Origin of the sequence: Brevundimonas sp. GW460-12-10-14-LB2, from assembly GCF_001636925.1 — a bacterium.
In the GTDB taxonomy this organism is placed as follows: domain Bacteria; phylum Pseudomonadota; class Alphaproteobacteria; order Caulobacterales; family Caulobacteraceae; genus Brevundimonas; species Brevundimonas vesicularis.
The window spans coordinates 2748151-2773513 of the sequence record NZ_CP015511.1 but is presented as its reverse complement, the minus strand read 5'-3'; the positions used below and the strand labels follow the sequence as shown (position 1 = coordinate 2773513).

The window sequence follows — 25363 nt, the reverse complement described above, 5'->3', positions numbered from 1 at the left end:
GCTAGCCGCGCTTGGACGCCTTGCGGAAGGCGGGCTGGGCCATGGCGACGTTGCGCGCCGACACGGCCTTCTCTTCGGCCTTGGCGCCCGGTTGGGCGTTGAACCCATGACCAGCCTTGGCCTTCTTGGCGGCGAGCGCCTGCTTCAGCTTTTCGGCGGCGGTGGGTGTCGTGTCTTCAGTCATATCGACACCCTAGCACAGTCCGCCGCTCAGCCGCGCATCAAACGGCGGCACAGGTCGTCGAGCTGCTCCAGCGAGCCGTAGCCGATCGTCAGCTCGCCCTTACCGCCCTTGTCCGACAACTGCACCTTCAGGCCCAGCGCATCGGCCAGATCCTGCTGCAGGGCGGCGACATCGGCCGCCCCCTCCCCGCCTGAGGCCGCCGACGCCGACTTGGTCTTCGTCGGCTTCGGCCCCTCGACCGCACGGCGCGCCAGGGCCTCGGTCTCACGGACACTGAGACCATCCACGAAAGCGATGTCCGCCAACTGGCCCGGATCGGGCGTATTGATCAGGGCCCGGGCGTGACCCGCGGACAGCTTGCCTTCGCGCACATAGAACAGCACCCGCTCGGGCAGTTGCAGCAGGCGCATGGTGTTGGCCACATGGCTGCGGCTCTTGCCTACCACGCCCGCCACCGCATCCTGCGTCCGTCCGAAGCGATCCATCAGAACGCGGTACGCCTCGGCCTCTTCCAGAGGATTCAGGTCCGCGCGCTGGACGTTCTCGACGATCGCGACTTCGAACACCTCGACGTCGTCCATCTCGTGGACCACGATCGGCACCTCGGTCAGGCGCGCCGCCTGCGACGCGCGCCAGCGGCGTTCGCCAGCGATAATCTGCCAGACGCCGTCCTCGCCCGGTTGGGTCCGCACCAGGATCGGCTGCAACACCCCCTTGTCGCGGATAGAGGCGGTCAGTTCCTCCAGATCCTCCTGGCGGAAGGTCTTGCGCGGCTGGTCCGGATTGGGCTTCAGGCTTTCGATCGGCACGCGTTGCACGCCGGCGGGCACAGGCGCGTCAGATGCCACCGGCGCCTCGGCGTCCTGCCCCATCAACGCCGACAGGCCGCGGCCCAGACCTCTTTGTCGTTCAGCCAAGATACTGTTCCGTTCTATTAAAACTCAGGCGGCCAGCTTCAGGCGCTGGCGTTCGCGCTTCACTACTTCCTTGGCTAGCCGCAGATAGGCCTGGCTGCCCGCGCACTTCAGGTCATAGATCAGCGCGGGCTTGCCGAAGGACGGCGCCTCGGCGACGCGGACATTACGCGGGATCACGCTCTCATAGACCTTGTCGCCGAAGTGAGCGCGCACGTCGTTGGCCACCTGGCCCGACAGGGCGCTACGACGATCGAACATCGTCAGGACTAGGCCCTGGATTTCCAGCGACGGGTTGAGGCTGTGCTTGACCATGTCGATGGTGCGCATCAGCTGGCTCAGGCCTTCCAAGGCGAAGAACTCGCATTGCAGCGGCACCAGCACCGCGTCCGCAGCGGCCATCGCATTCAGCGTCAGCAGGTTCAACGACGGCGGGCAGTCGATCAGGACGTAGTCATACGCGGTAGGGCCGTCGTCGTGCGCGCGAAGAGCATCACGCAGCCGATAGGATCGGCGATCCGCCTGGCTGAGTTCGATCTCAACGCCCGACATGTCCGCGTCGGCCGGGACGATCCACAAACCCGGCACAGTCGTCTGCACCGAGGCATCGGCGATGGAGCGCTGATCCACGACGACATCGTAGATGGTGACGCGCCGTGTTTCACGTGGAACACCGAGACCTGTGGAGGCATTGCCCTGTGGGTCCATATCCACGATCAGCACGCGCTCCCCGATAGCGGCCAGCGCGGTGCCGAGGTTGATTGCCGTCGTCGTCTTGCCAACCCCGCCCTTCTGGTTGGACACGGCGAGGACGCGGGCGGGCTTTCTAGCGCGTTGAGCGGGCACGGCGGAGGCTCCGGATTGTCACGATGCGGCCGCGCACGTCGCTTTGCGACGGGGCCAGTTCAGCCTCGAAATGCCAGGATTTGCGCGCTTCGATCAACTCGGATTCGGCACGCTCCCCCTTCAGGAACAGACCTTGTGCACCCCTTTGGAAGTAGGGCTGTGCATAACCTAGCAGTTTCTCCATTGGCGCGACGGCTCGGGCGGTGACGATGTCACACGTCACAGTCTGCGCCTCAGCCCGACCGACTATGACCGTCGCCGGCAATGACAATGCATTCACAACCTCCTGAAGGAATCGGCAGCGCTTGGCCAGGCTATCGATCAGCCAGACATGGGCCCCATCCCGCCCCTTCAGCATGGTGGAAAGCACTAGCCCGGGAAAGCCGGCCCCTGCCCCCAGATCCGCCCAGGTCTTCGCGTCCGGCGCCAGATCAAGCAGTTGCGCACTGTCCCAGACATGGCGGTTCCAGAAGTCTGACAAACTGTCCGGGCCGACTAGATTCATCACCGCATTGGCCTCGACCAATCGCAGTCGAAAGGCTTCAAGGTCGGCGATCTGTTCCGCTGACGCATTGGCGCGTGCACGGAACGCCTCTTGTTCAGCCTCCAACATCAGGCCGCGACCGATGCCTTGGGCGCGCGCTTCACATAGGCCAGCAGCGCCGTCAAAGCGCCGGGCGTCATGCCCTCGATCCGGCCAGCCTGGCCCAGGGTCCGAGGTTGCACGCGAGCCAACTTCTCCTTCACCTCGTTCGACAGGCCGCCGACGGCGCCGTAGTCGAGATCGGTCGGAAGCATCAGCCCCTCCTCCACCTTCAGAGCGTCCGCATCCTGCGATTGGCGATCCAAATAGTTGGCATAGGCCGCGTCGATCTGGACCTGCTCGCGGACTTCAGTGGTCCAATCGGCGATGAGGGGCACTGCCGAGAGGAATTGATCCAAAGTCACATCGGGGAAGGCCAACAGTTCGCGCATCGACCGTCGACGACCATCAGCATTTACAGATATGCCGATTGCGCTGGCTTGGTTGGGGGTGAACAGTGTTTCACGTGAAACAGCACTCGCTGCCGCAAGCGCCGAGGCCTTGCCTTCAAAACGAATGCGCCGCTCGTCACCAACGATACCCAGCTCGATTGCAAGGGGTGTGAGCCGAAGGTCGGCATTGTCGGCTCGCAGCGTCAGCCGATATTCCGCCCGGCTGGTGAACATCCGGTACGGTTCGGTGACACCGCGTGTCACCAGATCGTCGATCATGACGCCGATATAGGCCTGATCACGCCCCAGGATCACCGGCTCCTGGCCGGCCGCTGAACGCGCGGCGTTCAGCCCCGCCATCAGCCCCTGCGCCGCGGCCTCCTCATAACCGGTCGTCCCGTTGATCTGTCCGGCCAAATACAGTCCGGGACGCTTCTTCACCTCCAGCGCCGCCGTCAACTCGCGCGGATCGACGTAGTCGTATTCAATGGCGTAGCCGTATCGAAACACCTCGACCGCCTCCAACCCCGGGATGGTGCGAAGGAAGGCGAGTTGTATCGGCTCTGACACCGAGGTGGAGATCCCGTTCGGATAGACCGTCGGATCGTCCAAACCTTCCGGTTCAAGAAAGATCTGATGGCTCGTCTTGTCGGCGAACCGAACGACCTTGTCTTCGATCGACGGACAGTAACGCGGCCCCCGTCCCGAAAGCTTGCCGCCATAGACGGCGCTCTCCCCAAGATTCTCCGCGATGATCCGATGGGTCTCTTCAGTCGTGTGGGTCACGCCGCAGGCGATCTGGGGCACATCGATCCGGTCGGACAGGAAGGAAAAAGCTGACGGCTCCTCGTCCGCCTGCTGCATTTCCAGACGTTCCCAGGCAATCGTCCGACCGTCCAGGCGTGCGGGCGTGCCTGTCTTCAGACGTCCCATCATAAGGTCGGCCGCATGAAGATCGGCGGCCAGACCCATCGAGGGCTCCTCGCCATGCCGCCCCGCGGGGATGCGCTCGTCGCCGCGATGGATGACCCCGTTCAGGAAGGTGCCGGTCGTCAGGACGACCGCCCCAGCGCGAACCGTCTCTCCGCCGCCGGTCACGACGCCGACCACACAGTCACCTTCAAGGATAAGTCGCTCGGCCGTCCCCGCCATCAGGGTCAGATTGGGCGTGCCGTGAAGTTCGGCCTGCATGGCTTCGCGATAGAGCCTGCGGTCGATCTGGCTGCGCGGACCCCGAACGGCGGCGCCCTTGGATCGGTTTAGGAGGCGGAATTGGATGCCTGACACATCGGCCAGCCGCCCCATCACGCCGTCCATGGCGTCGATCTCTCGAACCAGATGCCCCTTCCCCAGCCCCCCGATAGCTGGGTTGCACGACATCTCGCCGATCGTCTCCAGCTTCTGGGTCAGCAAGACGGTGCGAGCACCCGCCCGCGCGGAGGCCGCCGCCGCTTCACAGCCGGCGTGGCCGCCGCCGATGACAACGACGTCGAACACGAAATCTAAGGGAGAAATCATCGCCGCCACATAGGGCAAAACGGGTTTGACCGCCAGAGGCAGGCCAAGCCCGTCAGACTAAGATGGCCCTCCGTTTCACGTGAAACACCGGTATGGCTAGACCTACTTTCCGATGCAGAAGGTCGAAAAGACTTCGCCCAGAATGTCCTCAACACCGATCGCACCTGTCACGCGCGCCATAGCGTCGGCAGCCCGTCTCAGATCGTCGCCAGCCATTTCCGGCGCCACATTCAGTGCAGCCCGCGCCGCATCCACGCTTTCCAACGCCTCAAGCAAACGCAGCCGATGCCGTTCCTGAGTCACGGAGGGGAAGTCGGCGCCTGACAAATCCTGCGCAAGACGGGCAGCAATCCAGTCCCGAAGCTCAGCCAGGCCGGCGCCAGTCACGGTGCTCACCGCCAAAGTCTCATACTCGCCTTCGCCTGAGCCGGCGCCTAGGTCGGACTTGGTCGCCACGATCAGATCGCCATCCTTGACGTAAGCCGCAGCCACCCCGTCCGGGTCGCCAGGCGCACGGACCCAAAGACGCAGGTCGGCGTGTTCGGCGCGCAGCCGAGCGCGGCGCACGCCCTCGGCCTCGACCGGGTCGTCGCTGTCTCTCAAGCCGGCCGTATCCGACAAGGTCACGGCGTAGCCGCCGATCACCAGGTCGGCATCCAGCACATCCCGCGTGGTGCCGGCGATCGGCGTGACGATAGCCGCCTCACGCGCAACGAGCGCATTGAACAGCGACGACTTGCCGGCGTTCGTTTCTCCGATCAAGACGATGCGATAGCCCTCCCTGACCCGTTCGCCACGCCGCCCCGTATCGACCGCGCGTCGCAGGTCGGCGCCGAGTCGGTCCAACACCGGCCCTGCCGTGCGAGCCAGATTGTCCGGCACCTCTTCATCCGGAAAATCGATCTCGGCCTCGATCAGAGCCAGGGCGTGAAGAAGGTCACGGCGGAAACCGGCATAGGTCTCGCTGAGCTTGCCGTCCAACTGACCCAAGGCCTGCTTGGCCTGGGCGCTGGTCTCCGCGTCTATCAGATCGGCGACCGCCTCGGCTTGCGCCAGATCCATGCGGCCATTCTGAAAGGCGCGGCGCGTGAACTCGCCGGGGTCTGCCGGGCGCAAGCCCAACGCGATCAAGGCGCGGCTGGCGGCCTCAACGACCGCGCGACCGCCATGCAGATGCAATTCTGCCGCGTCCTCGCCCGTATAGCTGTTGGGCGCCACAAAACGCAGCACAAGCGCCTGATCAATGTGATCGCCGGCATGGCTGAGGTCACGCACCGACGCGATGCGCGGCTTCAACCGGGTTGCGCCCAGCGCCGTCAACGCGGCCTCGACGCCAGGGCCCGACAGGCGGAGAACCGCAATGGCGCCTCGGCCGGGCGGCGTCGCCAAGGCGAAGATGGTGTCGATCATCAACTCAGACCGAGCGGCTCCGGAGAGGGCGGATGCTCACTTTACCGCCGCTTCCATCAGGCGTCGGAATTGGTCCTGAGCCTGCAGGCCGAAGCTGGTCCAGGTCTTCATCAACTCCTCGGGCTGCATCGCGGCGACATTGGCCTCCATCCGCTTCTGCATCTCCGCGACCATGGCCTCGTTCAGCGGCGTGACGTCCGGCAGACCCAGGAATGCGCGCGCCTCCGCCGGTGTGCAATCGACTTCCACATTGACCTTCATCGCACGGTCTCCTGTTTCACGTGAAACGTCCGACGACGGATCAGGTGTTCATCGACTGGAAGAAGTCAGAGTTGTTCTTCGACTGACGCAGTTTGTCGAGCAGGAACTCGATCGCGTCCTGCGGACCCATCGGATTCAGGATGCGGCGCAGGACATAGGTCTTGGCCAACTGATCCTTCGGCGTGATCAGATCTTCCTTGCGGGTGCCGGACTTCAGCACGTCGATGGCGGGGAAGATGCGCTTGTCGGCGACCTTGCGGTCCAGCACGATTTCCGAGTTGCCGGTGCCCTTGAACTCTTCGAAGATCACCTCGTCCATCCGGCTGCCCGTGTCGATCAGGGCCGTGGCGATGATGGTCAGAGAACCGCCCTGCTCCACGTTGCGCGCGGCGCCGAAGAAGCGCTTGGGACGTTGCAGGGCGTTGGCGTCCACGCCGCCCGTCAGCACCTTGCCCGAAGAGGGGACGGTGGCGTTGTAGGCCCGGCCCAGACGCGTGATGGAGTCCAGCAGGATCACTACGTCCTTCTTGTGCTCGACCAGACGCTTGGCCTTTTCGATCACCATTTCGGCGACGGCGACGTGGCGGGTGGCAGGCTCGTCGAAGGTCGAGGCGACAACCTCGCCCTTCACCGTGCGCTGCATGTCCGTCACTTCTTCGGGGCGTTCGTCGATCAGCAGGACGATCAGGAAGACTTCCGGGTGGTTCCGCTCGATCGACTTGGCGATGTTCTGCAGCATCACCGTCTTGCCGACGCGCGGCGGCGCCACGATCAGGCAGCGCTGTCCCTTGCCCAGCGGCGCGACGATATCGATGACCCGACCCGAGCGATCCTTCAGCGTCGGATCCTGGATTTCCATGTGCAGTCGCTCTTCGGGATAGAGCGGCGTCAGGTTGTCGAACAGGACCTTCGTCTTGACCGCTTCGGGGTCTTCCAGATTGATCGTGTCGACCTTGAGCAGGGCGAAATAGCGTTCGCCTTCGCGCGGCGCCCGCACGGCCCCATGGACGGTGTCGCCCGAACGCAGGCCGAAGCGGCGGATCTGCGACGGCGAGACATAGACGTCGTCCGGCCCCGGCAGATAGTTGGCGTCCGAGCTGCGCAGGAAGCCGAAGCCGTCCGGCAGGATTTCCAGCACGCCGTCGGCGATGATCTCGACTTCTTCGTCGGCGAGGGCCTTCAGGATGGCGAACAGCAAATCCTGTTTGCGCAAGTTGGAGGCGTTCTCGACCTCCAGCTGTTCGGCGAAGGCGACCAGGTCAGCCGGCGTCTTCTCGTTCAGCTCGGCGAGCGTGATGCGGCCGTTGGCGACGACGGGCTCGCCGTCCTCTTCATCGTCCGCTGTCGTATCCACGCCGGAATCGGCGCCCGCCGCCTCGCCGGCTTCATGCGCCGCGCCGTGATGGGTGGGGGCTTCAACCTCCACGCCTTCGTTCTCGGGGGTCTCGGGATTGGTGTCGCGGACGTCGGTCATGATGCAGGCTCGCGGGCGCACACGGCCAGACGGCTGCGGCGCGGGTCTCTGAAAATGTCTGGCCGGAAGGCCGAAGGGAGGTGCGACGGGCTCCCGCTGGCTCCAAGGCCTGCAGGCGTCACGAAAGAGAGGGACCGCCGACGCGGGACGCCGAACGGTTCGCCGCCAGCGGAACCACAGGCGGCGGACGAGGTCAAGCGGAGCCGCTTACCGGAACGTCCACTCCGTCGTCACCGACAGCACCATGACGATGGCCAGAACGAAGGGCACTTCGTTCGTCATACGCCAGAACTTGCCGGAATATTTCGACGTGCCGGCCGCAATCTTCTTCCTTTGGGCCGCCAGAAATCCATGCCAGCCGCTGAGCACGAAGACGCCAGTCAGCTTGGCGATCATCCACGGCTCGCCCAGGAAGACCGCTCCGCGCGCCGAGACGTCGATGTGGATCAACCACAGACCAAAAACCCAGGCCAGGATCATCGCCGGGTTCAGAATGATGCGCAGCAGCCGCGTCTGCCACAGGCGCAACAGCGCCTGCATTTCACTTTTCAGCGGTTCGGGCTTGGCGTTCTGTTCGGCGTCATAGGCGTAGAGCCGAGGCAGGAACAGAAGGCCCGCCATCCAGGCGATCACCGCCAGAATGTGCAGCCCGCGTGCGAGATCGTAGGTGTTCATGCCGCCTGCCTTGCCTTGCGATGCGGGCAGGCCTTCCAGTCCGCCTTGCACCCCTGACCGAACGGCGCGACGCCCCTATGGGACAGTGCACCCACAGCCGCGTCGGCCAAGGCGTCGATGAACAGCGGCTCGATCCCGACCGCCGGCGCCCGCAAATAGGGACTGGCCCCTTTTTCGTGGGCCAGTTCGCCGTATTCAATATCCAGCTCGACCAGGGTCTCGATATGCTCCGAGACGAAGGCGATGGGCGTGACGACGACCCCGACGCCGTCTTTGGCGGCGGTTTCAATGGCTTCAGGCGTGGACGGGCCCAGCCATTTCATCGGCCCGACCCGGCTTTGGTAGCAGATAGCGTGGTCGATCGGCCCGCGCTGGGCCTCGATGGCGGCGACCACGGCGGCAACCGTCGTCTCGATCTGCTCCTGATAGGGATCGCCCTTGCCGGTCACCAGCTTCTCGGGGATGCCATGGGCGGAGAACAGCACCCGCACCGGCTGGCCCACCGCCTCGTCCAGCTTCTCGCCGATCGCCTGGGCCTGGGCCTCAACCCAGCCTGTCGCGGCCGGATAGCAGCAGACGGCGCGGCTGACGCCCGGGCCGGCATAGGCGGCGTTCCAAGCCTTCAGCGAGGATTCCGTCGTCGTGGTCGAAAACTGCGGATAGAGCGGCAGCAGGACGACTTCGTCGGGTCCGAAGGCGGCGACCTCGGCCGCCGTCTCTTCGGTCAACGGATGCCAGTAGCGCATGGCGATGAAGACCTTGACCTCATCGCCGCCCAGCCGCGCGCCAAGCACCGCCTGCAAAGCCTCAGCTTGGCGACTGGTTTCGGGCAGCAGCGGCGATCCCCCGCCCATCAGGGCGTAGTTGGCCTGAGCGCTGGTTTCGCGCCGGCTGGAGATCAGTTTGGCCAGAGGCGTGCGGAAGATCCCCGGAAGGCCGATGATGGCCGGATCGTTGAACAGGTTGAACAGGAACGGCTTGACCGAAGCCTGATCGTCCGGCCCGCCCAGATTGAACAGCACCACCGCAATGCGGCGGCCGGGGTTCGCATCGCTCATTGGGCGCCGATCCGTCTCAGAACCTGTTCGACATGGTCGATCGGCACGTCCGGCAGGATGCCGTGGCCGAGGTTGAACAGCCAAGGCCCCTGCCCCCAGGCCTCCATCAGCTGATCGACGCGTCGGTCCAGCAGATCGCCGCCGGCGCGCAACAACAGCGGGTCGAGCGCCCCCTGGATCGGCTTGATCTGCTGCACCCGTTTGCCGACCTCGAGCGGGCAGGCGGTGTCCAGGGCGACGGCGTCGACCTCGACCGCCTCGGCATACTGCTCTGCGAGCGCCGCAGAGCCCCGTGGGAAGCCGATCAGGGGTACAGTGACCCCCAGCTCCCGCGTGCGCTTCACCAGCGCCTGGTGGGGCTTCAGGACCAATCTTTCGAACAGATCATCCGGCAGACCCTCGGCCCAGCTCTCGAAGATCTTCAGAACCTGGGCCCCGGCGTCCGCCTGCATCTTCAGATACCTGGCCGTGGCCTCGACCAGAACCTCCAGCGTCTCGTCGACGCGTTCAGGATCGGCATAGGCGTAGGTGCGGGCCTGGGCGCGTTCGCCTTTGCCGATGGTGCGCGCCTGTCCGTCCAGCATATAGGTCGCCACTGTCCAGGGCGCGCCGGCGAAGCCGATCAGGGCGCGTTCCGGCTCTAGGGCCGCGCGCACGATCGACAGGGTCTCACCCACCGCCGACAGATGCTCGCCCGCCGCCGGAGCCAGTTCGGCCATCCGACCCGGGATCGGCATTTCGCCCAGCCGCGGCCCCTCCCCCGTTTCGAACCAGACGTCTTGGCCCAGGGCGCGCGGGATCAGCAGGATGTCGGCGAAGACGATGGCCGCATCGAAGCCGAACCGGCGCATGGGCTGAAGCGTCGCTTCGGCGGCCATGTCGGGGTTCAGACAGAAGGCGATGAAGTCGGGCGCCTCGGACCTCAGCTTGCGGTATTCCGGCAGATACCGACCGGCCTGGCGCATGAACCACACCGGCGGACGCTCCAACGTATCCCCGCGGAGAGCCCGGAGCACCAGGGGTGTCGGATCGGCAGTCTGGGTCTGATCGGTCATGCCGGAGGATTAAGGTCACAGCCCCCCGCCCTCAATCCCTAATCAGATTAAGAATTAAAAGATTCGAAGTGGCAGGTAGGGCGGTGGAATGGCGGTGATGAATCGATCGGCGGCGGCGGAACAAAAGCGGATATCCACGCCTGGCGTATCGTTAACGGGGATGTCGAAACGACTGATCCCGCCGGTGGACAATCCCTAACGAAACATTAACGGGCAAGGGTTTGCGGGGGCTTGCGGCTGTGAACGCGGTTAAGCACCGTTAACCTTTCATTAGGATTTTCCACAGCGGTTGGAAATTCGGTTTTCCGCCTTGGGATGATCCGGCGGCGGACGCCCAATGCGATCCACCATCATCCCCGCTCGCGGGCGGATCGATCAGCGGCTAAGAAAAACGGCGCCCCGACGGTCCAACGCCGTCCCCCAACTTTCAACAGGGAGACAGACAGTCTCATGAGCCCTGCGAGACCCTCGGGACCGGCCCGTCTGGCCACCTATTTCCACGTTCACCTGGTGTCAGACTCCACCGGCGAGACCTTGAACGCCATGGCCAAGGCGGTGACCGCACGCTTCGACGGCGTCATTCCGATCGAGCACATCTATTCCCTGGTGCGATCGGCAAAGCAGATGGAACGGGTGCTGCAGGAGGTGGAGTCCGCGCCGGGCGTCGTTCTCCACACCCTGGTCGACCGCGATCTGCGCGAACAGCTGGAAGAGGGCTGCCGTCGCCTGGACATGCCCCAGATCGGCGCGCTGGATCCGCTGGTCGGGGCCATGTCGCGCTATCTCGGCGCGGCCCTGTCCACCCGCGTCGGCGCCCAGCACGCGCTGGACCATGACTATTTCAACCGGATCGCGGCGCTGGACTTCGCCATGGCCTACGACGACGGCCAGGGGTCGCTGGATCAGCTGGAGGGCGCAGACGTCGTTCTGTGCGGGGTCAGCCGGACATCCAAGACCCCGACCTGCATCTATCTGGCCCACCGAGGCATCCGGGCGGCCAATGTGCCTCTGGTGCCGGGTCAGGAGGATGGCGAGCGGCTGACCAAGCTGAAGAACCCCTTGGTGATCGGCCTGACCGTGTCGCCTGATCGACTGGTTCAGATCCGGCGCAACCGTATCGACAATCTGAACGCCAGCCAGTCGTCGAACTACACCGATCAGGACGCCGTGCGCGACGAGACGATCAAGGCGCGCCGGGCCTTCGAGCGGCGCGGCTGGCCCACCATCGACGTGACCCGCCGCTCGGTGGAGGAGACGGCGGCGGCGATCACCAATCTGCTGAGCGAACATCGCAACCACAAGATCGGGACGACGTGGTGAAATCCGAAGCTCTCATCCTGGCATCCAAGAGCTCGGCCCGCCGTGCCATGCTGGAAAACGCCGGCGTCGCCTTTGAGGTGCGCGTCGCCGCTGTGGACGAGGACGCCATCAAGGCCGTCTCGACCGACCTGGACGCCGCCGCCCTCGCCGTTCGTCTCGCGGAAGCCAAGGCCTTGGCCGTCTCACGCGACGACGAAACCGCCTGGGTGCTGGGCTCGGATCAGACCCTGGCCTTTGACGGCGGCTTGGTCTCCAAGGCCAGGTCTCTGGAGGCGGCGCGCGAGCGGCTGAAAACGATGCGTGGCAAGTCGCACCAGCTGCATTCCGGCGCAGCATTGGCGACCAAGGGCCAGATCGTCTGGTCCGGCGTCGATACGGTTCAGATGCGGATGCGCGATTTCTCGGACGCCTTCCTCGACGCCTATCTGGCGGCCGAGGGCGAGGCCCTGCTGTCCTGCGTCGGCTCCTATCGGCTCGAGGGGCTGGGCTCGCAGCTGTTCGAGGCGGTGGACGGCGACTATTTCACGGTGCTGGGCCTGCCGCTCTGGCCGGTGCTGAAAGAGCTGCGTCGGGCTGGGGTGATCGCGGCATGAGCACGCACCGCATAACCGGGGCGGCCATGGTCGCCGGGATCGCCGGGAATCCGGTCGCCCATTCGCTTAGCCCGGTCATCCACAACGCCTGGCTGGCGGCCGGCGTTATTGACGGCGCCTACGTCCCCTTCGCCCCTGCCGATGCGGCCGGCTTCGAGTCCCTAGTCGCGGCAGGGCGCGCGGGTCTGATCATGGGGCTGAACGTCACCGCCCCGTTCAAGGAACAGGCCTTCGCCCTGGCGGATCAGGCGACTGCGGCGGCGCGGCTGACGTCCTCGGCCAACATCCTGCAGTTCGAAAACGGGCGGGTGCTGGCCGACAGTTCCGACGGGATCGGCCTGATGAGCGGCCTGAAAGAACAAGCGCCGGACCTGGACGTGGCCGGGCGGCCGGTGGTGATGCTGGGCGCCGGGGGCGCGGCCCGCGCAGGGTCCGGCGCTTTGGTCGAGGCCGGCGCCGAGGTTCGCATCGTCAACCGTTCGCCCGAACGCGCCCAGGCCCTGGCCGCCGATCTCGGGCCGTCGGTTCGGGTCATGGCGGCAGGCGACGCTTTTGACGGCGCAGCCTTGGTTATCAACGCGCTGAGCGTTGCGCCCAGCATCGACTTCGACCGGATCGCGCCCGGCACGGTGGTTATGGACATGACCTACAAACCGTTGGCTACGCCCTTTCTGACGGCGGCGCGCGAACGCGGCCTGCGGACAGTGGATGGATTGGCCATGTTGATCGGCCAGGCGGCGCCGTCGTTCGAAGCCCTTTTCCGCCGCGCGCCGCCGCCTCTCGATCTTCGCGCCCTGTTGATGACCCATCTGGGCGAGACGGCATGATCCTGCTCGGTCTCACCGGCTCCATCGGCATGGGCAAGTCGACGACGACGGCCATGTTCGCCGATCTGGGGGCCGTCGTTTGGAACGCCGACGATGCGGTTCACCGCCTCTACGCGCGCGGCGGTGAGGCGGTCGGTCCTGTGGGCGAAGCCTTTCCCGGCGTCATCGTGGACGGCGCGGTCGATCGCACGCGTCTGGCCGAGGCCCTTGGGAAAGCCGACACCGCGTTCCATCGTCTGGAAGCCATCGTCCACCCCCTGGTCGCCCAGGGGCGCGCGGCGGACCTGGAGGCGGCGCGCTCGGCGGGTGTGAAACTGGCGGTTCTGGACATCCCCCTGCTGTTCGAGACGGGTGGAGACAGGGCCGTCGACGCCGTGGTGGTGGTCACCGCCGATCCGGCGATCCAGGCGGAGCGTGTCCTGGCCCGCCCCGGCATGACCCGCGAACGGTTCGACGCCATCCTGGCGCGCCAGATGCCGGACGCCGAAAAGCGCGCCCGCGCCGATTTCGTCATCGACACCGGCCGGGGGTTGGAGGCCGCGCGGGACGAGGTCGAGGCGATCGTCGCCGCCGTTCTGGACCCGTCGTGGATATCTCACCGGCGCGGCGCGGCGAGCCTTTCGCGCTGAGGCGAATGCCGCCATTAAGGGCGAATGGCGCGCGAGATCGTTCTGGATACGGAAACCACCGGCTTCGACCCCAAGACGGGCGACCGGTTGATCGAGGTCGGCTGTATCGAGATCCAGGATCTGCTGCCGACGGGGCGGACCTTCCATCGGTTCGTCAATCCCGAGCGGCTGATCCCGCCCGACGCCATCCGGGTTCACGGCATCACCGACGAGAAGGTCAAGGATGCGCCCAAGTTCGCTGAGATCGCTGACGACCTGATCGACTTCATCGGCGATGCGCAGATGATCGCCCACAACGCCGCCTTTGACCGCAACTTCATCGACTTCGAATATGCGCGGTGCGGCCGGCCGATCACCGGCGAGGCGCGCTGGATCGATACGCTGAAACTGGCCCAGACGCGGTTTCCGGGGATGCCCAACTCGCTGGACGCCCTATGTAAACGCTACAAGGTGTCGCTGGTCGAGCGGACGCTGCACGGCGCCCTGATCGACGCCCGTCTGCTGGCCGAGGTTTATCTGGAGCTTCGCGGCGGCAAGGAACGGGTGCTGGACCTGTCGTCCGCGCCGGTCGGTCGTGGCCCCGGCGGCGTCATCGAAACCGCCGCCTACGGCCAGCGTCCTCGCCCCTTGGCGCCGCGCTCCACGCCCGAGGAACAGGCCGCCCACGTCGCCTTCCTCGCCAAGGCGCTTAAGGACCGCTCACTGTGGGAAGCCTACGGCCTGCCTGTTCAGGAAGACGCGGCGTAACCGCACAATAGATGCGCAAGCAGAGAGCGACCGCGTCGCGAACGTAGCGCGGCGCGTTAGCGCCTCAAAAAACTAAGCCTGCCGGAAGCCCAGCACGTCCTGCATGTCATAGAGACCGGGGCCTCGCGTCCGCACCCAGGCGGCGGCGGCGACAGCGCCCTTTGCAAACAACGACCGATCGATCGCCGAGTGGCTCAGGGTCAGCACCTCGTCTTCCGATGCGAACAGCACGGTATGCTCGCCGATGATGCCGCCGGCGCGGATGGAGGAAAAACCGATCTTGCCGCTCTCGCGCTCGCCTTGGACCCCGTCGTAGGGTTTGGAGCGCAGGTCATCCAGATCCGCAAACCGCCCCTCGGCGGCGGCTTCGCCCAGCATCAGGGCCGTGCCCGACGGTGAATCCACTTTCCGGCGGTGGTGGGCCTCGGTGATCTCGATGTCCCAATCCTGGGCGTCCAGACGTTGGGCCGCGTGCTGGACAAGGCCGATCAGGATGTTCACGCCCAAGGAGAAATTGCCGCTCTTGACGATGGCGACCTTCTCGGCGGCCTTCATCAGGTCGGCCTCCTGCTCGTCCGTGAAGCCGGTCGAACCGATCACCAAGGCCGGGCCGCCGCGCTCGGCCGCGCTCTGGGCCAGGGCCACCGAGGCGGCCGGGGTCGAGAAGTCGATGATCACGTCGCACAGCGACAGGTCGGCGGTTTCGCCCCAATCGAAGCGGGCGGCGACCACCACGTCCTCGCGGGCGTCCAGAACCTGAGAGACCGCACGCCCCATCCGGCCGCGATAGCCGGAAATGCCGGCGTGGAAGATTGCGCTCAAACCGCGTTCTCTTTCGACCCGTCCGCGTCCTGACTGCCCAGGATGTCGGCCCAGAAACGCTTCGCCTTTCCGGCAAAGCTGGAATTCCTGGGGTTCTGCCCCTCCCCGAACGACAGGGCAAGCTCTTCCAGCAACTCACGCTGGCGCGCGGTCAGATCGGTGGGCGTCTCGACGAACAGTTCGACGACCAGATCGCCTCGATTGCGGCCGTTCAGATGGGGCATGCCCTTGCCCTTGATGCGCACGGTCTTGCCGGTCTGGGCGCCGGCCGGCACGGCGACGGAGGCCTTGCACTTGCCGTCGCAGGCCGTGGAGACCAGGCAAGGGGCGTCGATCTCGCCGCCCAGAGCCGCCACGGTCATCGGCACGGGCACGGTGACCAGCAGGTCCAGGTTGTCGCGCTCGAACAGGTCGTGCGGCGTGACCGAGATGAAGACGTATAGATCGCCGCGCGGTCCGCCGCGCTGGCCCGCATCGCCCTCACCCGACAGACGGATGCGCGAACCGTCGTCCACGCCGGCGGGGATTTTCAGGTTCAGGGTGCGGGTTTTGCGAACCTGGCCGTGCCCGTGGCAGGTGGTGCAGGGATCGGCGATCATCTGACCCTGGCCGTGGCAACGGGGGCAGGTGCGCTCGACCTGAAAGAAGCCGTTGGCCTGGCGCACGCGACCGGCGCCCTGGCAGGTGGTGCAGGTGACGGGCTTGGTCCCCGGCTTGGCGCCCGACCCCTCGCAGGTGTCGCAGGTCATGGTCGAGGGGATGTCGATCTCGACGTCTTCGCCCTTGTAGGCCTGCTCCAAGGTGATCTCGAGATCGTAGCGCAGGTCCGAGCCCCGGCGCGGTCCGCCCTGCTGGCCCCGGCCCTGGCGTCCGCCGAACGCGTCGCCGAACGCATCGCCAAAGACCTGGGAGAAGATGTCGTTGATGTCCGAGAAGCCCTGGCCGCCCTGGCCGAAGGGATTGCCGCCCCCACCGCCGTTCACGCCCGCATGGCCGTAACGATCATAGGCCGCGCGCTTGTTGTCGTCCGACAGCACCGTATAGGCCTCGGACAACTCCTTGAACTTGGCCATCGACTCTTCCGACCCGCCGTTGCGGTCCGGGTGGTGGATCATGGCCAGCTTGCGGTAGGCGGCTTTCAGGCCGGGGGCGTCGATCGTGCGTTCGACACCCAGAACTTCGTAATAATCACGCGCCATCGGGCGTTCGTCCTCATACTTCCCCGTTCGCTTTCGCCTCGCCTCTTATCGAGCGTTGGTCGAAATCGATGTCCCGGCTGACATGGGGTCCGGGACCAATGATGCAAGTTTCATGAAAAGGCCCCGCCTATCGCAAGACAAGCGGGGCCGTATCATTTCAGCGACCTGTGACGGATCAGGCGCTCTTCTTGTCGTCGCCGTCCGTGTCCGACACTTCTTCGAACTCGGCATCGACCACGCCGTCGTCGGCCGGCTGGCCTTCTGCGGCGGTGTCGCCCTGTTGTTGGGCGTACATGGCCTCACCCAGCTTCATCGAAGCCTGGACCAGGGTGTTGGTCTTGGCGCGGATGTCTTCCGGGTCGGTACCTTCGCGAGCGGTCTTCAGCTCGGCCAGGCCGGTCTCGATGGCCGTCTTCTCGTCCGCGCCGACCTTGTCGCCATGTTCGGCCAGGGCCTTCTCGGTCGAGTGGATCAGGCTGTCGGCGGCGTTCTGCGCCTCGACCAGATCCTTCTTGGCCTTGTCGGTGGCGGCGTTGGCCTCGGCTTCCTTGACCATCTTGTCGATGTCGGCGTCCGACAGGCCGCCGTTGGCCTGGATGCGGATCGACTGCTCCTTGTTGGTCGCCTTATCCTTGGCCGAAACGTTGACGATGCCGTTGGCGTCGATGTCGAAGGCGACCTCGATCTGCGGCATGCCGCGCGGTGCGGGCGGAATGCCCATCAGGTCGAACTGACCCAGCATCTTGTTGTCCGACGCCATCGGACGCTCGCCCTGGAAGACCCGGATCGTCACGGCCGACTGGTTGTCGTCGGCGGTCGAGAAGGTCTGGCTCTTCTTGGTCGGGATCGTCGTGTTGCGCTCGATCAGGGGCGTGAAGACGCCGCCCAGGGTTTCGATGCCCAGGGTCAGCGGCGTCACGTCCAGCAGCAGCACGTCCTTGACGTCGCCTTGCAGAACGCCGGCCTGAACGGCGGCGCCCAGGGCCACGACTTCGTCAGGGTTCACGCCCTTGTGCGGCTCCTTGCCGAAGAAGGCCTTCACGGCTTCCACGACCTTGGGCATGCGGGTCATGCCGCCGACCAGAACCACTTCGTCGATGTCCGAAGCCTTCAGGCCGGCGTCGGCCAGGGCCTTCTTGCACGGCTCGATCGTGCGCTGGACCAGATCCTCGACCAGGCTTTCCAGCTTGGCGCGCGTCAGCTTGATGTTCAGGTGCAGCGGACCCGAGGCGTTCATGGTGATGAACGGCAGGTTGACCTCGTACTGGGTCGTGGTCGACAGCTCCTTCTTGGCCTTCTCGGCCTCTTCCTTCAGGCGCTGCAGGGCCAGCTTGTCCTGGCGCAGGTCGACCGACTGCTCCTTCTTGAACTCGTCGGCCAGGTAATCGACCAGACGCAGATCGAAGTCCTCGCCGCCCAGGAAGGTGTCGCCGTTGGTCGACTTCACCTCGAACACGCCGTCGCCGATCTCCAGGATCGAGACGTCGAAGGTGCCGCCGCCCAGGTCATAGACGGCGATCTTCTGGCCGTCGTTCTTTTCCAGACCATAGGCCAGAGCCGCCGCGGTCGGCTCGTTAATGATGCGCAGCACTTCCAGGCCGGCGATCTTGCCGGCGTCCTTGGTCGCCTGACGTTGGCTGTCGTTGAAGTAGGCCGGCACGGTGATCACGGCCTGGGTGACCTTGTCGCCCAGATAGGCCTCGGCCGCTTCCTTCATCTTGGTCAGGGTGAAGGCCGAAATCTGCTGCGGGGAATAGTCCTTGCCGAAGGCGCGCACCCAGGCGTCGCCGTTCGGGCCCTTGACGATCTCATAGGGCACCATGCCCTTGTCCTTGGCGACGACGGGATCATCGAAGTTGCGGCCGATCAGGCGCTTGATCGCGAAGAAGGTGTTGGACGGGTTGGTGACGGCCTGGCGCTTGGCGGGTTGGCCCACCAGCACTTCCGCGCCGTCCTGGATCGCCACGACCGACGGGGTCGTGCGGTTGCCCTCGGCGTTTTCGATCACCTTCGGCGTCTTGCCGTCCATGACGGCGACGCACGAGTTGGTGGTGCCCAGGTCGATGCCGATAATCTTGGCCATGTGTTCTTCAGTCTCTCTGGTTCGGCGGGCGATGCGGCGGCCTTCGACGAAGCGCCGCGCGTGACCGCCCCCGGTTGGGTTGGCGTGGATCAGGCTGGATAGCCCCAAGTTTCGCGGGGTTTCTCCGAAGCTGGCCCCGATATGGGAAAATCCCCCCGGCCCGCAAGGGCGTTATGCGATTCAGCACTTTCGAAGAACGGTGAAATTCGAAGATGCAGGCGCGGCGATTACGGCGCATAAGATTTTGCATCGCGCTCTGGGGATCGCGATCGAGGAAGGGAAAGGAAACAATGATCAAGATCATGCTCAAGGCCGCCGTCGCCGCCGCCGTTCTGATCGGCTCTGCGGCGGCCGCCGCGCCGCCTGCTGGGGCGCCGGCCATCCAGTCGCGTGACGGCTATGATCGGCACGTCACAATCAAGAACCGCACCGGCTGGACCATGTTGCGCTTCTACGCGTCGGATTCGCGCAGCGACGACTGGGAAGAGGACATCCTGGGCTCGGACGTTCTGGAAAGCGGGCAGGATGTGCGCATCAACATCGATGACGGCTCGGGCGCCTGTATCTATGACTTCAAGGCCGAGTTCACCAACGGTCAGGAGCTGACGCGGTCGCGCATCAATGTCTGTGAGGTCAGCGAATACACCTATACCCGTTGAGGTGAAGACCGCTATCGAGGGCTTCCGGCTCTGGCCGGGGGCGCTCGATGCTGCGGCGCAGGCTGATCTGGTCGCCGAGGTGTTCGCCCGGCTGGATGACGCGCCCCTCTATCGGCCGACCACGCCGGGCGGTCGGCCCTTTTCGGTTCAGATGAGCAACTTCGGGCGGCTGGGCTGGGTCTCCGACCGGGGCGGCTATCGCTATCAGTCGACCCATCCCGAAACCGGGCGACCCTGGCCCGCGATCCCGACTGTGCTGCTCGACCTGTGGGACGCCACGGTCGGCTGGCCCACGCCGCCGGACGCCTGTCTGGTCAATCTGTATCGCGATGCGGCGAAGATGGGCCTGCACCAGGACAAGGACGAGGCCGACCTCGGGGCACCGGTCCTGTCGGTCTCGCTGGGAGACACGGCGACGTTCCGCATCGGCGCGGCGGAACGCGGACGCACCACGACGCTGAGGCTGGACAGCGGCGATATCTGCGCCCTGACCGGCCCCGCGCGCCTGGCCCGTCACGGCGTCGACCGCGTGCTGGCCGGATCGTCGCGCCTGATCCCCGGCGGCGGCCGGCTGAACCTGACGCTGCGCCGGGCGCGTTGAGCGCCTGATTTTTGGACTGGCTTTCGACGACAAGCTGCGGCGTAAATCGGGAATGGATGATCTGAAGCGCCGCTGGGCCCGCCTCGAACCCCACGTCACCGTCGTGGGCCCCGACGACGACCGGCCCCGCCCGGCGGTGCTGCTGTTTCATGGCTGCGGGGGGCTGCGCGATCACCTGCCCCGCTATGCCGAGGTCGCCAAGGCGGCGGGCTGGCGCGCCTTCATCATCGATTCCTACGGCCCGCGCGGATGGGGCCGGGTCTTCACCCTGGCGGCGGTCTGCACGGGCCTGTCGTTCCGGGGCTATGAGCGGGTGGGCGACGTGCTGGCGGCGATCCAGGGCGTTTCGGCCCGCCCTGATGTCGATGCGACAAAGCTGGCCCTCGCCGGCTGGAGCCACGGCGGCTGGTCGATCATGGAGATGATGAGCGGCGCGCCGACGCCCGGCGCCTTTGGCGTGATGGATCCCGCCGAGGCCAACCTGTCCGGCGTCAAGGCGGTGTGGCTGACCTATCCCTATATCGGCCCGTTCGCCTTCAACCGGTTGAAGCCGTGGCGGCATTGCCCGCGCGTTCTGGCCGTTACCTGCAAGCGCGACCACCTGACGACTGTGCGTAACGCCGAACAGGTCAACGCCATGATCCGCAACTGCGGCTCCCAGGTCGAAAGCTGGATCGCCGGGGGCACCCACGCCTTCGACGAACCCACCAACAACGGTCCAATGCGCCACGATCCGGAACTGACAGTCGAGGCCCTGCGCCGTTTCGGCGCCTTCCTGACCGACGCCGTGCCGCACGGCTGAAAAGAAAACTGACCCGCGCTCTTGACGGGCGATCCATCACGTAACAATTGCAGTTACATGAAAAGGAATTCCCGGCTGTCCAACATCCTCCACGCCCTGCTGCACATGGCCGAGCGTGAGACACGCACCGGCTCGCCCATGACCTCGGACCAGCTGGCGGTCTGCCTTTCGACAAATCCGGTGGTGGTGCGCCGAACCATGGCCGGTCTGCGCGAGCAGGGATTGGTGGCGTCGGAGAAGGGGCATGGCGGGGGCTGGCGTCTGTCGCGACCGCTGGATCAGGTCACCCTGGGCCAGGTGAACGCGGCCCTCGGCGGCGCGGATCTGTTTCCGGCCGCTCCGCCTGTCGAGGCCGACGGCTGCCTAGTCGAGGCGGCGGTCAACGACGCCTTGGCCGAGACCTACGCCGCCGCCCGCGCCCTTCTGATCGCGCGCCTGAACGACATAACCCTGGCCGATCTGGCGGCGGATTTCTCGCGCCGCATGGCCGAACATCCCAAGAGAGACCTCCTGCATGCCCACGCCCGAAAGTCCTGACGTCATGCCGCACGACGCTCTGATCATCGGCGGCTCCTATGCCGGCCTATCCGCAGCCATGCAGCTGGTCCGCGCGCGACGCCGCGTTCTGGTCATCGACGACGGCCGGCCGCGCAATCGGTTCGCCGCTCGCGCCCATGGCGTCCTGACAAATGACGGAAAGCCCGGCGCTGAGATCACGGCGTCGGCTCGAGCTCAGGTCGCGGCCTATCCGACCGCCGCCTTCCGCATGGCGGAGGCGGTCGAGGTCGAACGGATCGATGGCGGTTTCTCGGTCGCCTTCGCTGACGGCACGCGCACGCGCGGTCGCCGGCTGCTGCTGTCGCACGGGGTCGAGGACGTGCTGGCCGACATTCCGGGAGTGAAGGAACGCTGGGGCCGCACCGCCCTGCACTGTCCTTGGTGCCACGGCTATGAGATCGGCGGCGGCCCCATCGGCGTGCTGGGGCGCGGCGATCACGCGGTCCCGTATGCGGCGACGGTCGCCGAATGGGGCCAGGTCACCCTGTTCATGGATCTCGACGTGGGCCTGTCGCCCGAGGACGCCCATCTGCTGGATCGACGCGGGGTCACCATCGAGGCCACGCCCATCGCGCGGCTGGAGGGCGAGGCGCCGGACCTGAGCGGCGCGCGGCTGACCGACGGACGGTTCGTCGACCTGAAGGCTATCTTCGTCGGCGCCAATGTGCGCGTCGCCAGCCCCTTCGCCGAGCGGCTGGGCTGCGAGATGACCGACACCCCGATGGGGCGAGTAATCAAGGTGGACGCCATGCAGCAGACGACCCAGCCGGGCGTCTTCGCCGCCGGTGACCTGGCGCGCGCCGCCTCCAACATCACCCTGGCGACCTCGGACGGTATGATCGCCGCCCACGCTCTGTTCAGGTCCCTGGTCGAGGAAGAGACGGCGGTCGCCGCCTAGCCGATCGTCGCCTCGACCGTGATCGTTGCGCGGACCGAATGGGCCATTTCGCCATGGTCGTGGGCCTGGTGGTGCAGGGCGTCGATCTCGGCCTGATCGGGTTCGCGGCCGGTGAAGCTGGTGAAGGGGCGCAGCGTCACCTCGGCGAGGTAGCGTTTGCCGTTCTCGTCCTTGCCCATCTTGCCCGACGCCTCGTCGACATAGGTGTCGACCACCAGGCCGGCGTTGGCGGCGAAGGCCAGGAACCACAGCATATGACAGCTGGACAGAGAGGCGATCATCGCCTCTTCCGGATCGACGCCGGCCGGATCGGACATCGGCACGGGCACGCTGGAGGGCGCCGACGACCCCGGCACCACCGCCCCGCCGTCGAAGCTCCAGGAATGGGCGCGGCTGTAGCCTTTGTCCAGGAAGGGCTGGTCGCCGCGGTTCCAGACGACCTTGGCTTCATAGACCCCCATTACGCCCTCCAGAAGCCGACGATCTTCTTGACCTCGTCCACCACGGGATCGGCGACCTCGGCGGCGCGTTCGGCGCCGGCCTTCAGCACGCGGTCGATCTCGGCCGGATCGTCCATCAGTCGGCGCATCTCGGCCGTCACGGGCGCCAGCGACGACACCGCCAGATCCGCCAGCGCCGGCTTGAAGGCGCCGAAACCCTGGCCGCCGAACTGTGCGATCACCTGTTCGCGGGTAAGGCCCGCCAACGCCGCATAGATGGCGACCAGATTCTTGGCCTCGGGCCGTTCGTTCAGGCCGTCCAGGGTTTCCGGCAACGGCTCGGGATCGGTCTTGGCCTTCTTGATCTTGGAGGCGATCGTGTCGGCGTCGTCGGTCAGGTTGATGCGGCTGTTGTCGGACGGATCCGACTTGGACATCTTGGCTGCCCCGTCGCGCAGGGACATAACGCGCGTCGCCGGCCCCTGGATGATCGGCTCAGGCACGGGGAAAAAGCCGGCAACGCCGAAGTCGTTGTTGAACTTGGCGGCGATGTCGCGGGTCAGCTCCAGATGCTGCTTCTGGTCCTCGCCGACCGGCACTTCGGTGGCCTTGTACAGCAGGATGTCGGCCGCCTGGAGCACGGGATAGGTGTAGAGACCGACCGACGAGCGTTCCTTGTGCTTGCCCGACTTCTCCTTGAACTGGGTCATCCGGTCGAGCCAGCCGAGGCGGGCGACGCAGTTGAAGATCCAGGCCAGTTCGGCATGGGCGCGCACGGCCGACTGCGGGAAGATGATCGCCTTTTCCGGATCCAGGCCCGAGGCGAGATAGGCGGCGGCGATCTCGCGCGTCTGGGCGGTCAGTTTGGCCGGATCCTGCCACACGGTGATGGCGTGCATGTCGGCGACGAAGACATAGACCGGCGCGCCCTGGTCCTGCAGTTCCACGAACCGCTTCAGGGCGCCGAGGTAGTTGCCCAGGTGCAGCGCGCCTGAGGCCTGGATGCCGGACAGGATGCGGCGCGGGCCGTCAAAGGTCGCAACGGCGGGGGTTTGGTCGGTCATGGGATCGGGTCTCGGAAGGTCGAAAGGCAGGCGTGGCGAGGCAGGCGGCGGTTCAGCCGCGCCATCGCAGGTCATGGATCAGGCCCGAGGTCGTCATGGCCTCGCGCTTATCGGTTCGCCGCCTGTCAGTCCAGACCGGAGACCGCGCCGCCGCCGGGCTCGCGCTTCAGCGTGGCCTTCAGTTCCGAGATCGTGACGGCCCGGAACGCCAGCAGGCAGAAGCCGTAAAGCCCGGCCCCGGCGCCGCAGACCACCAGGACGGCGATCTCCTTGGCCAGGAACAGGCGGCTAAGCTGCGGATAGAAGACGTCGGCGGCGAACAGCAGGGCGGCCATCATGGCGCTGGCGGCGATCACGCGGGCGATGCGCGACAAAAAGGCCGGCGACGGCCGCCAGCTGTTCTCGCGGATCAGGACCCCGCCCAGCAGGGCGACATTCACCCAGGCCGAGGTGCTGGTGGCGATGGCCAGGCCCAGCACTCCGTCCCAGCCCTGACGGCGGAACCAGAAGAACAGGGCCGAGCCCAGGATGACGGTGATGACCACGCTGGCCACGGCGAAGATCATCGGACGGCGCGTGTCCTGGCGCGCGAAGAAGGGCGGGGTCAGAACCTTGGCCAGGACGAAGGCCGGCACGCCCCAGGCGAACTGACGCAAAACGTCGGCGGTGCGGGCGGCGTCGGCCGAGGTGAAGGCGCCCCGCGTCACCGTCGCGTCGATGATGAAGAAGGGAATGACAAACAGGGCCACGGCCGCCGGCAGGGTGAAGGCCATGGCCAGGTTGATGCCGTCGTCCAGCGTCTTCTGCCCGCCCTCGTGATCGCCGTCGACGAAGGCCTTGGTCAGGCGCGGCACCAGGGCCAGGCCGATGGCGACCCCCACCAGGCCCAGCGGCAGTTGATACAGCCGGTCGGCGTTATACAGCACCGAACGCGCGCCCTCGTCCGACCCGGTCAGGAACTGCGACACCAGAGAGTTGATCTGCAGCGCCCCGCCCGCCAGGGCGCCGGGCACAGCGAGCGCCAGGGTGTGACGCACATTCGGCGTGATGCGCGGCAGGCCGATCTTGAGCCGCACGCCCAGACGCCGCACGCCCCACCACAAGAGGCCGGCCTGGATAAGCCCAGACACCGTCACCGCCGCCGTCACCATCAGCAGCACCGTCTCCTGCGGGATCGGCAGGATCACCGGCGGCATCAGGGCGGCCAGGGTGCACAGGTTCAGAAACACCGGCACGGCCGCCGACAGGGCGAACCGACCCCCGGTGTTCAACACGCCCGACAGCAGCGAGGCCACGGTCATACAGGCCAGGTAGGGCATGGCCAGTTGGGTTGCGATCACGGCGGCGCGCAGCACCTCGGGCTGACCCTGATACGCCGACAGCAGCCACGGCATGATCCAGGGCATCACGACCTGCAGCAGGATGCAGAAGCCGGCGACGACCGCCAGCATGAAGCTGAGCGCCTCGGACGCCGTGACGGCGGCGGCTTCCTCGCCCTCGCGCGCCCGAACCCCGCCATAGACCGGCACGAAGGCCTGGGCGAAGGCGCCCTCGGCGAACAGGCGGCGGAACATGTTGGGCAGCATCAACGCCGTGGTGAAGGCGTCCATCATCGGCCCCTGGCCGAAGCGCGCCGCCAGCGCCATGTCGCGCACGAAGCCGAGAATTCGACTGCCCAGCGTCAGGGTCGACTGCACCAGGGTGTTTCGGGCGAGGCTCATGCGGACATTCGACAGGGCGCGGAGGAAGGT

The 25363-nt window shown here is 66.1% G+C and carries 27 protein-coding genes; 10 read left to right on the top strand and 17 right to left on the bottom strand.

From position 1 onward, the window contains the following. Window position 1: 1 nt before the first annotated feature. The 11 genes from A4249_RS13725 to hemE form a co-directional block, all read right to left on the bottom strand. On the bottom strand, window positions 2-184 hold the full coding sequence (locus A4249_RS13725) for a hypothetical protein (RefSeq protein WP_066553618.1): 183 nt from the start codon (window positions 182-184) through the stop codon (window positions 2-4). A 26-nt stretch (window positions 185-210) separates the two neighbouring features. Continuing rightward, window positions 211-1101, bottom strand: a complete 891-nt coding sequence (locus A4249_RS13720) for a ParB/RepB/Spo0J family partition protein (protein ID WP_197458396.1) — start codon at window positions 1099-1101, stop codon at window positions 211-213. Between the two features lie 24 nt (window positions 1102-1125). Then, window positions 1126-1944: a ParA family protein gene (locus tag A4249_RS13715; RefSeq protein ID WP_039246649.1), complete on the bottom strand. Its 819-nt coding sequence runs from the start codon at window positions 1942-1944 to the stop codon at window positions 1126-1128. Continuing rightward, window positions 1925-2557, bottom strand: coding sequence for a 16S rRNA (guanine(527)-N(7))-methyltransferase RsmG (gene rsmG / locus A4249_RS13710; protein WP_066553603.1), 633 nt, complete (start codon window positions 2555-2557; stop codon window positions 1925-1927). The genes A4249_RS13715 and rsmG overlap by 20 nt, the downstream gene beginning before the upstream one ends. Beyond that, a complete protein-coding gene (mnmG, locus tag A4249_RS13705; RefSeq protein WP_066555229.1) occupies window positions 2557-4437 on the bottom strand; it encodes a tRNA uridine-5-carboxymethylaminomethyl(34) synthesis enzyme MnmG in 1881 nt (626 codons plus the stop codon). Before mnmG ends, rsmG begins: the two co-directional genes overlap by 1 nt. A gap of 102 nt (window positions 4438-4539) precedes the next feature. Beyond that, window positions 4540-5847 carry a tRNA uridine-5-carboxymethylaminomethyl(34) synthesis GTPase MnmE gene (gene mnmE / locus A4249_RS13700; protein ID WP_066553600.1) on the bottom strand — a complete coding sequence of 436 codons (1308 nt, stop codon included), beginning with the start codon at window positions 5845-5847 and terminating at the stop codon, window positions 4540-4542. A 36-nt stretch (window positions 5848-5883) separates the two neighbouring features. Continuing rightward, window positions 5884-6108, bottom strand: coding sequence for a DUF6489 family protein (locus A4249_RS13695; protein WP_055755073.1), 225 nt, complete (start codon window positions 6106-6108; stop codon window positions 5884-5886). A 40-nt stretch (window positions 6109-6148) separates the two neighbouring features. Then, window positions 6149-7582 (bottom strand): transcription termination factor Rho, encoded by a 1434-nt coding sequence (gene rho / locus A4249_RS13690; protein ID WP_066553597.1) that lies wholly within the window; start codon window positions 7580-7582, stop codon window positions 6149-6151. Window positions 7583-7789: 207 nt separating this feature from the next. Further along, window positions 7790-8257, bottom strand: coding sequence for a CopD family protein (locus A4249_RS13685; RefSeq protein ID WP_066553594.1), 468 nt, complete (start codon window positions 8255-8257; stop codon window positions 7790-7792). Beyond that, the gene (gene hemH / locus A4249_RS13680; protein WP_066553591.1) at window positions 8254-9315 is read right to left on the bottom strand and encodes a ferrochelatase; all 1062 of its coding nucleotides are present in this window, start codon (window positions 9313-9315) and stop codon (window positions 8254-8256) included. The genes A4249_RS13685 and hemH overlap by 4 nt, the downstream gene beginning before the upstream one ends. Beyond that, window positions 9312-10370 carry a uroporphyrinogen decarboxylase gene (gene hemE / locus A4249_RS13675; protein WP_066553589.1) on the bottom strand — a complete coding sequence of 353 codons (1059 nt, stop codon included), beginning with the start codon at window positions 10368-10370 and terminating at the stop codon, window positions 9312-9314. Before hemE ends, hemH begins: the two co-directional genes overlap by 4 nt. A 450-nt stretch (window positions 10371-10820) precedes the next feature. Here hemE and A4249_RS13670 point away from each other — a divergent pair, with 450 nt between their 5' ends. From A4249_RS13670 to dnaQ, 5 genes are read left to right on the top strand one after another with little or no spacing between them, the layout of a single operon-like run. Further along, window positions 10821-11690: a pyruvate, water dikinase regulatory protein gene (locus tag A4249_RS13670; protein ID WP_055809600.1), complete on the top strand. Its 870-nt coding sequence runs from the start codon at window positions 10821-10823 to the stop codon at window positions 11688-11690. Window positions 11691-11737: 47 nt separating this feature from the next. Beyond that, a complete protein-coding gene (locus A4249_RS13665; protein WP_197458552.1) occupies window positions 11738-12283 on the top strand; it encodes a Maf family protein in 546 nt (181 codons plus the stop codon). After that, on the top strand, window positions 12280-13110 hold the full coding sequence (locus tag A4249_RS13660) for a shikimate dehydrogenase family protein (protein ID WP_066553586.1): 831 nt from the start codon (window positions 12280-12282) through the stop codon (window positions 13108-13110). The genes A4249_RS13665 and A4249_RS13660 overlap by 4 nt, the downstream gene beginning before the upstream one ends. After that, on the top strand, window positions 13107-13739 hold the full coding sequence (gene coaE / locus A4249_RS13655) for a dephospho-CoA kinase (RefSeq protein ID WP_066553583.1): 633 nt from the start codon (window positions 13107-13109) through the stop codon (window positions 13737-13739). Before A4249_RS13660 ends, coaE begins: the two co-directional genes overlap by 4 nt. Before the next feature lie 24 nt (window positions 13740-13763). Further along, entirely contained in the window at window positions 13764-14486 is a 723-nt protein-coding gene (dnaQ, locus tag A4249_RS13650) for a DNA polymerase III subunit epsilon (protein WP_066553580.1), read from the top strand. A gap of 72 nt (window positions 14487-14558) precedes the next feature. Here dnaQ and dapB read toward each other — a convergent pair whose 3' ends face one another. From dapB to dnaK, 3 genes are all read right to left on the bottom strand, one after another. Beyond that, complete coding sequence (dapB, locus tag A4249_RS13645; RefSeq protein ID WP_066553577.1) at window positions 14559-15308, bottom strand: 4-hydroxy-tetrahydrodipicolinate reductase; 750 nt, start codon at window positions 15306-15308, stop codon at window positions 14559-14561. After that, window positions 15305-16507 carry a molecular chaperone DnaJ gene (dnaJ, locus tag A4249_RS13640; RefSeq protein ID WP_055755084.1) on the bottom strand — a complete coding sequence of 401 codons (1203 nt, stop codon included), beginning with the start codon at window positions 16505-16507 and terminating at the stop codon, window positions 15305-15307. Before dnaJ ends, dapB begins: the two co-directional genes overlap by 4 nt. Before the next feature lie 175 nt (window positions 16508-16682). Then, the gene (dnaK, locus tag A4249_RS13635; protein ID WP_066553574.1) at window positions 16683-18590 is read right to left on the bottom strand and encodes a molecular chaperone DnaK; all 1908 of its coding nucleotides are present in this window, start codon (window positions 18588-18590) and stop codon (window positions 16683-16685) included. Window positions 18591-18880: 290 nt separating this feature from the next. Between dnaK and A4249_RS13630 the strand changes: the two genes are divergently transcribed. From A4249_RS13630 to A4249_RS13610, 5 genes are read left to right on the top strand one after another with little or no spacing between them, the layout of a single operon-like run. Further along, on the top strand, window positions 18881-19249 hold the full coding sequence (locus A4249_RS13630) for a hypothetical protein (protein WP_066553572.1): 369 nt from the start codon (window positions 18881-18883) through the stop codon (window positions 19247-19249). After that, on the top strand, window positions 19212-19850 hold the full coding sequence (locus A4249_RS13625) for an alpha-ketoglutarate-dependent dioxygenase AlkB (protein WP_066553571.1): 639 nt from the start codon (window positions 19212-19214) through the stop codon (window positions 19848-19850). Before A4249_RS13630 ends, A4249_RS13625 begins: the two co-directional genes overlap by 38 nt. 52 nt (window positions 19851-19902) lie before the next feature. Further along, the gene (locus A4249_RS13620) at window positions 19903-20652 is read left to right on the top strand and encodes a dienelactone hydrolase family protein (RefSeq protein WP_066553569.1); all 750 of its coding nucleotides are present in this window, start codon (window positions 19903-19905) and stop codon (window positions 20650-20652) included. 57 nt (window positions 20653-20709) lie between these two features. Then, complete coding sequence (locus A4249_RS13615; RefSeq protein WP_066553561.1) at window positions 20710-21189, top strand: Rrf2 family transcriptional regulator; 480 nt, start codon at window positions 20710-20712, stop codon at window positions 21187-21189. Then, complete coding sequence (locus A4249_RS13610) at window positions 21167-22108, top strand: NAD(P)/FAD-dependent oxidoreductase (RefSeq protein WP_231868712.1); 942 nt, start codon at window positions 21167-21169, stop codon at window positions 22106-22108. The genes A4249_RS13615 and A4249_RS13610 overlap by 23 nt, the downstream gene beginning before the upstream one ends. Here the strand turns inward: A4249_RS13610 and A4249_RS13605 are convergent. From A4249_RS13605 to murJ, 3 genes are all read right to left on the bottom strand, one after another. Continuing rightward, window positions 22105-22569: an OsmC family protein gene (locus A4249_RS13605; protein ID WP_066553558.1), complete on the bottom strand. Its 465-nt coding sequence runs from the start codon at window positions 22567-22569 to the stop codon at window positions 22105-22107. The two genes, A4249_RS13610 and A4249_RS13605, sit on opposite strands and share 4 nt — an antisense overlap. Beyond that, window positions 22569-23612: a tryptophan--tRNA ligase gene (trpS, locus tag A4249_RS13600; protein ID WP_066555224.1), complete on the bottom strand. Its 1044-nt coding sequence runs from the start codon at window positions 23610-23612 to the stop codon at window positions 22569-22571. The genes A4249_RS13605 and trpS overlap by 1 nt, the downstream gene beginning before the upstream one ends. Window positions 23613-23737: 125 nt before the next feature. Continuing rightward, the gene (gene murJ, locus A4249_RS13595; protein ID WP_066553555.1) at window positions 23738-25333 is read right to left on the bottom strand and encodes a murein biosynthesis integral membrane protein MurJ; all 1596 of its coding nucleotides are present in this window, start codon (window positions 25331-25333) and stop codon (window positions 23738-23740) included. Window positions 25334-25363 lie beyond the last annotated feature (30 nt).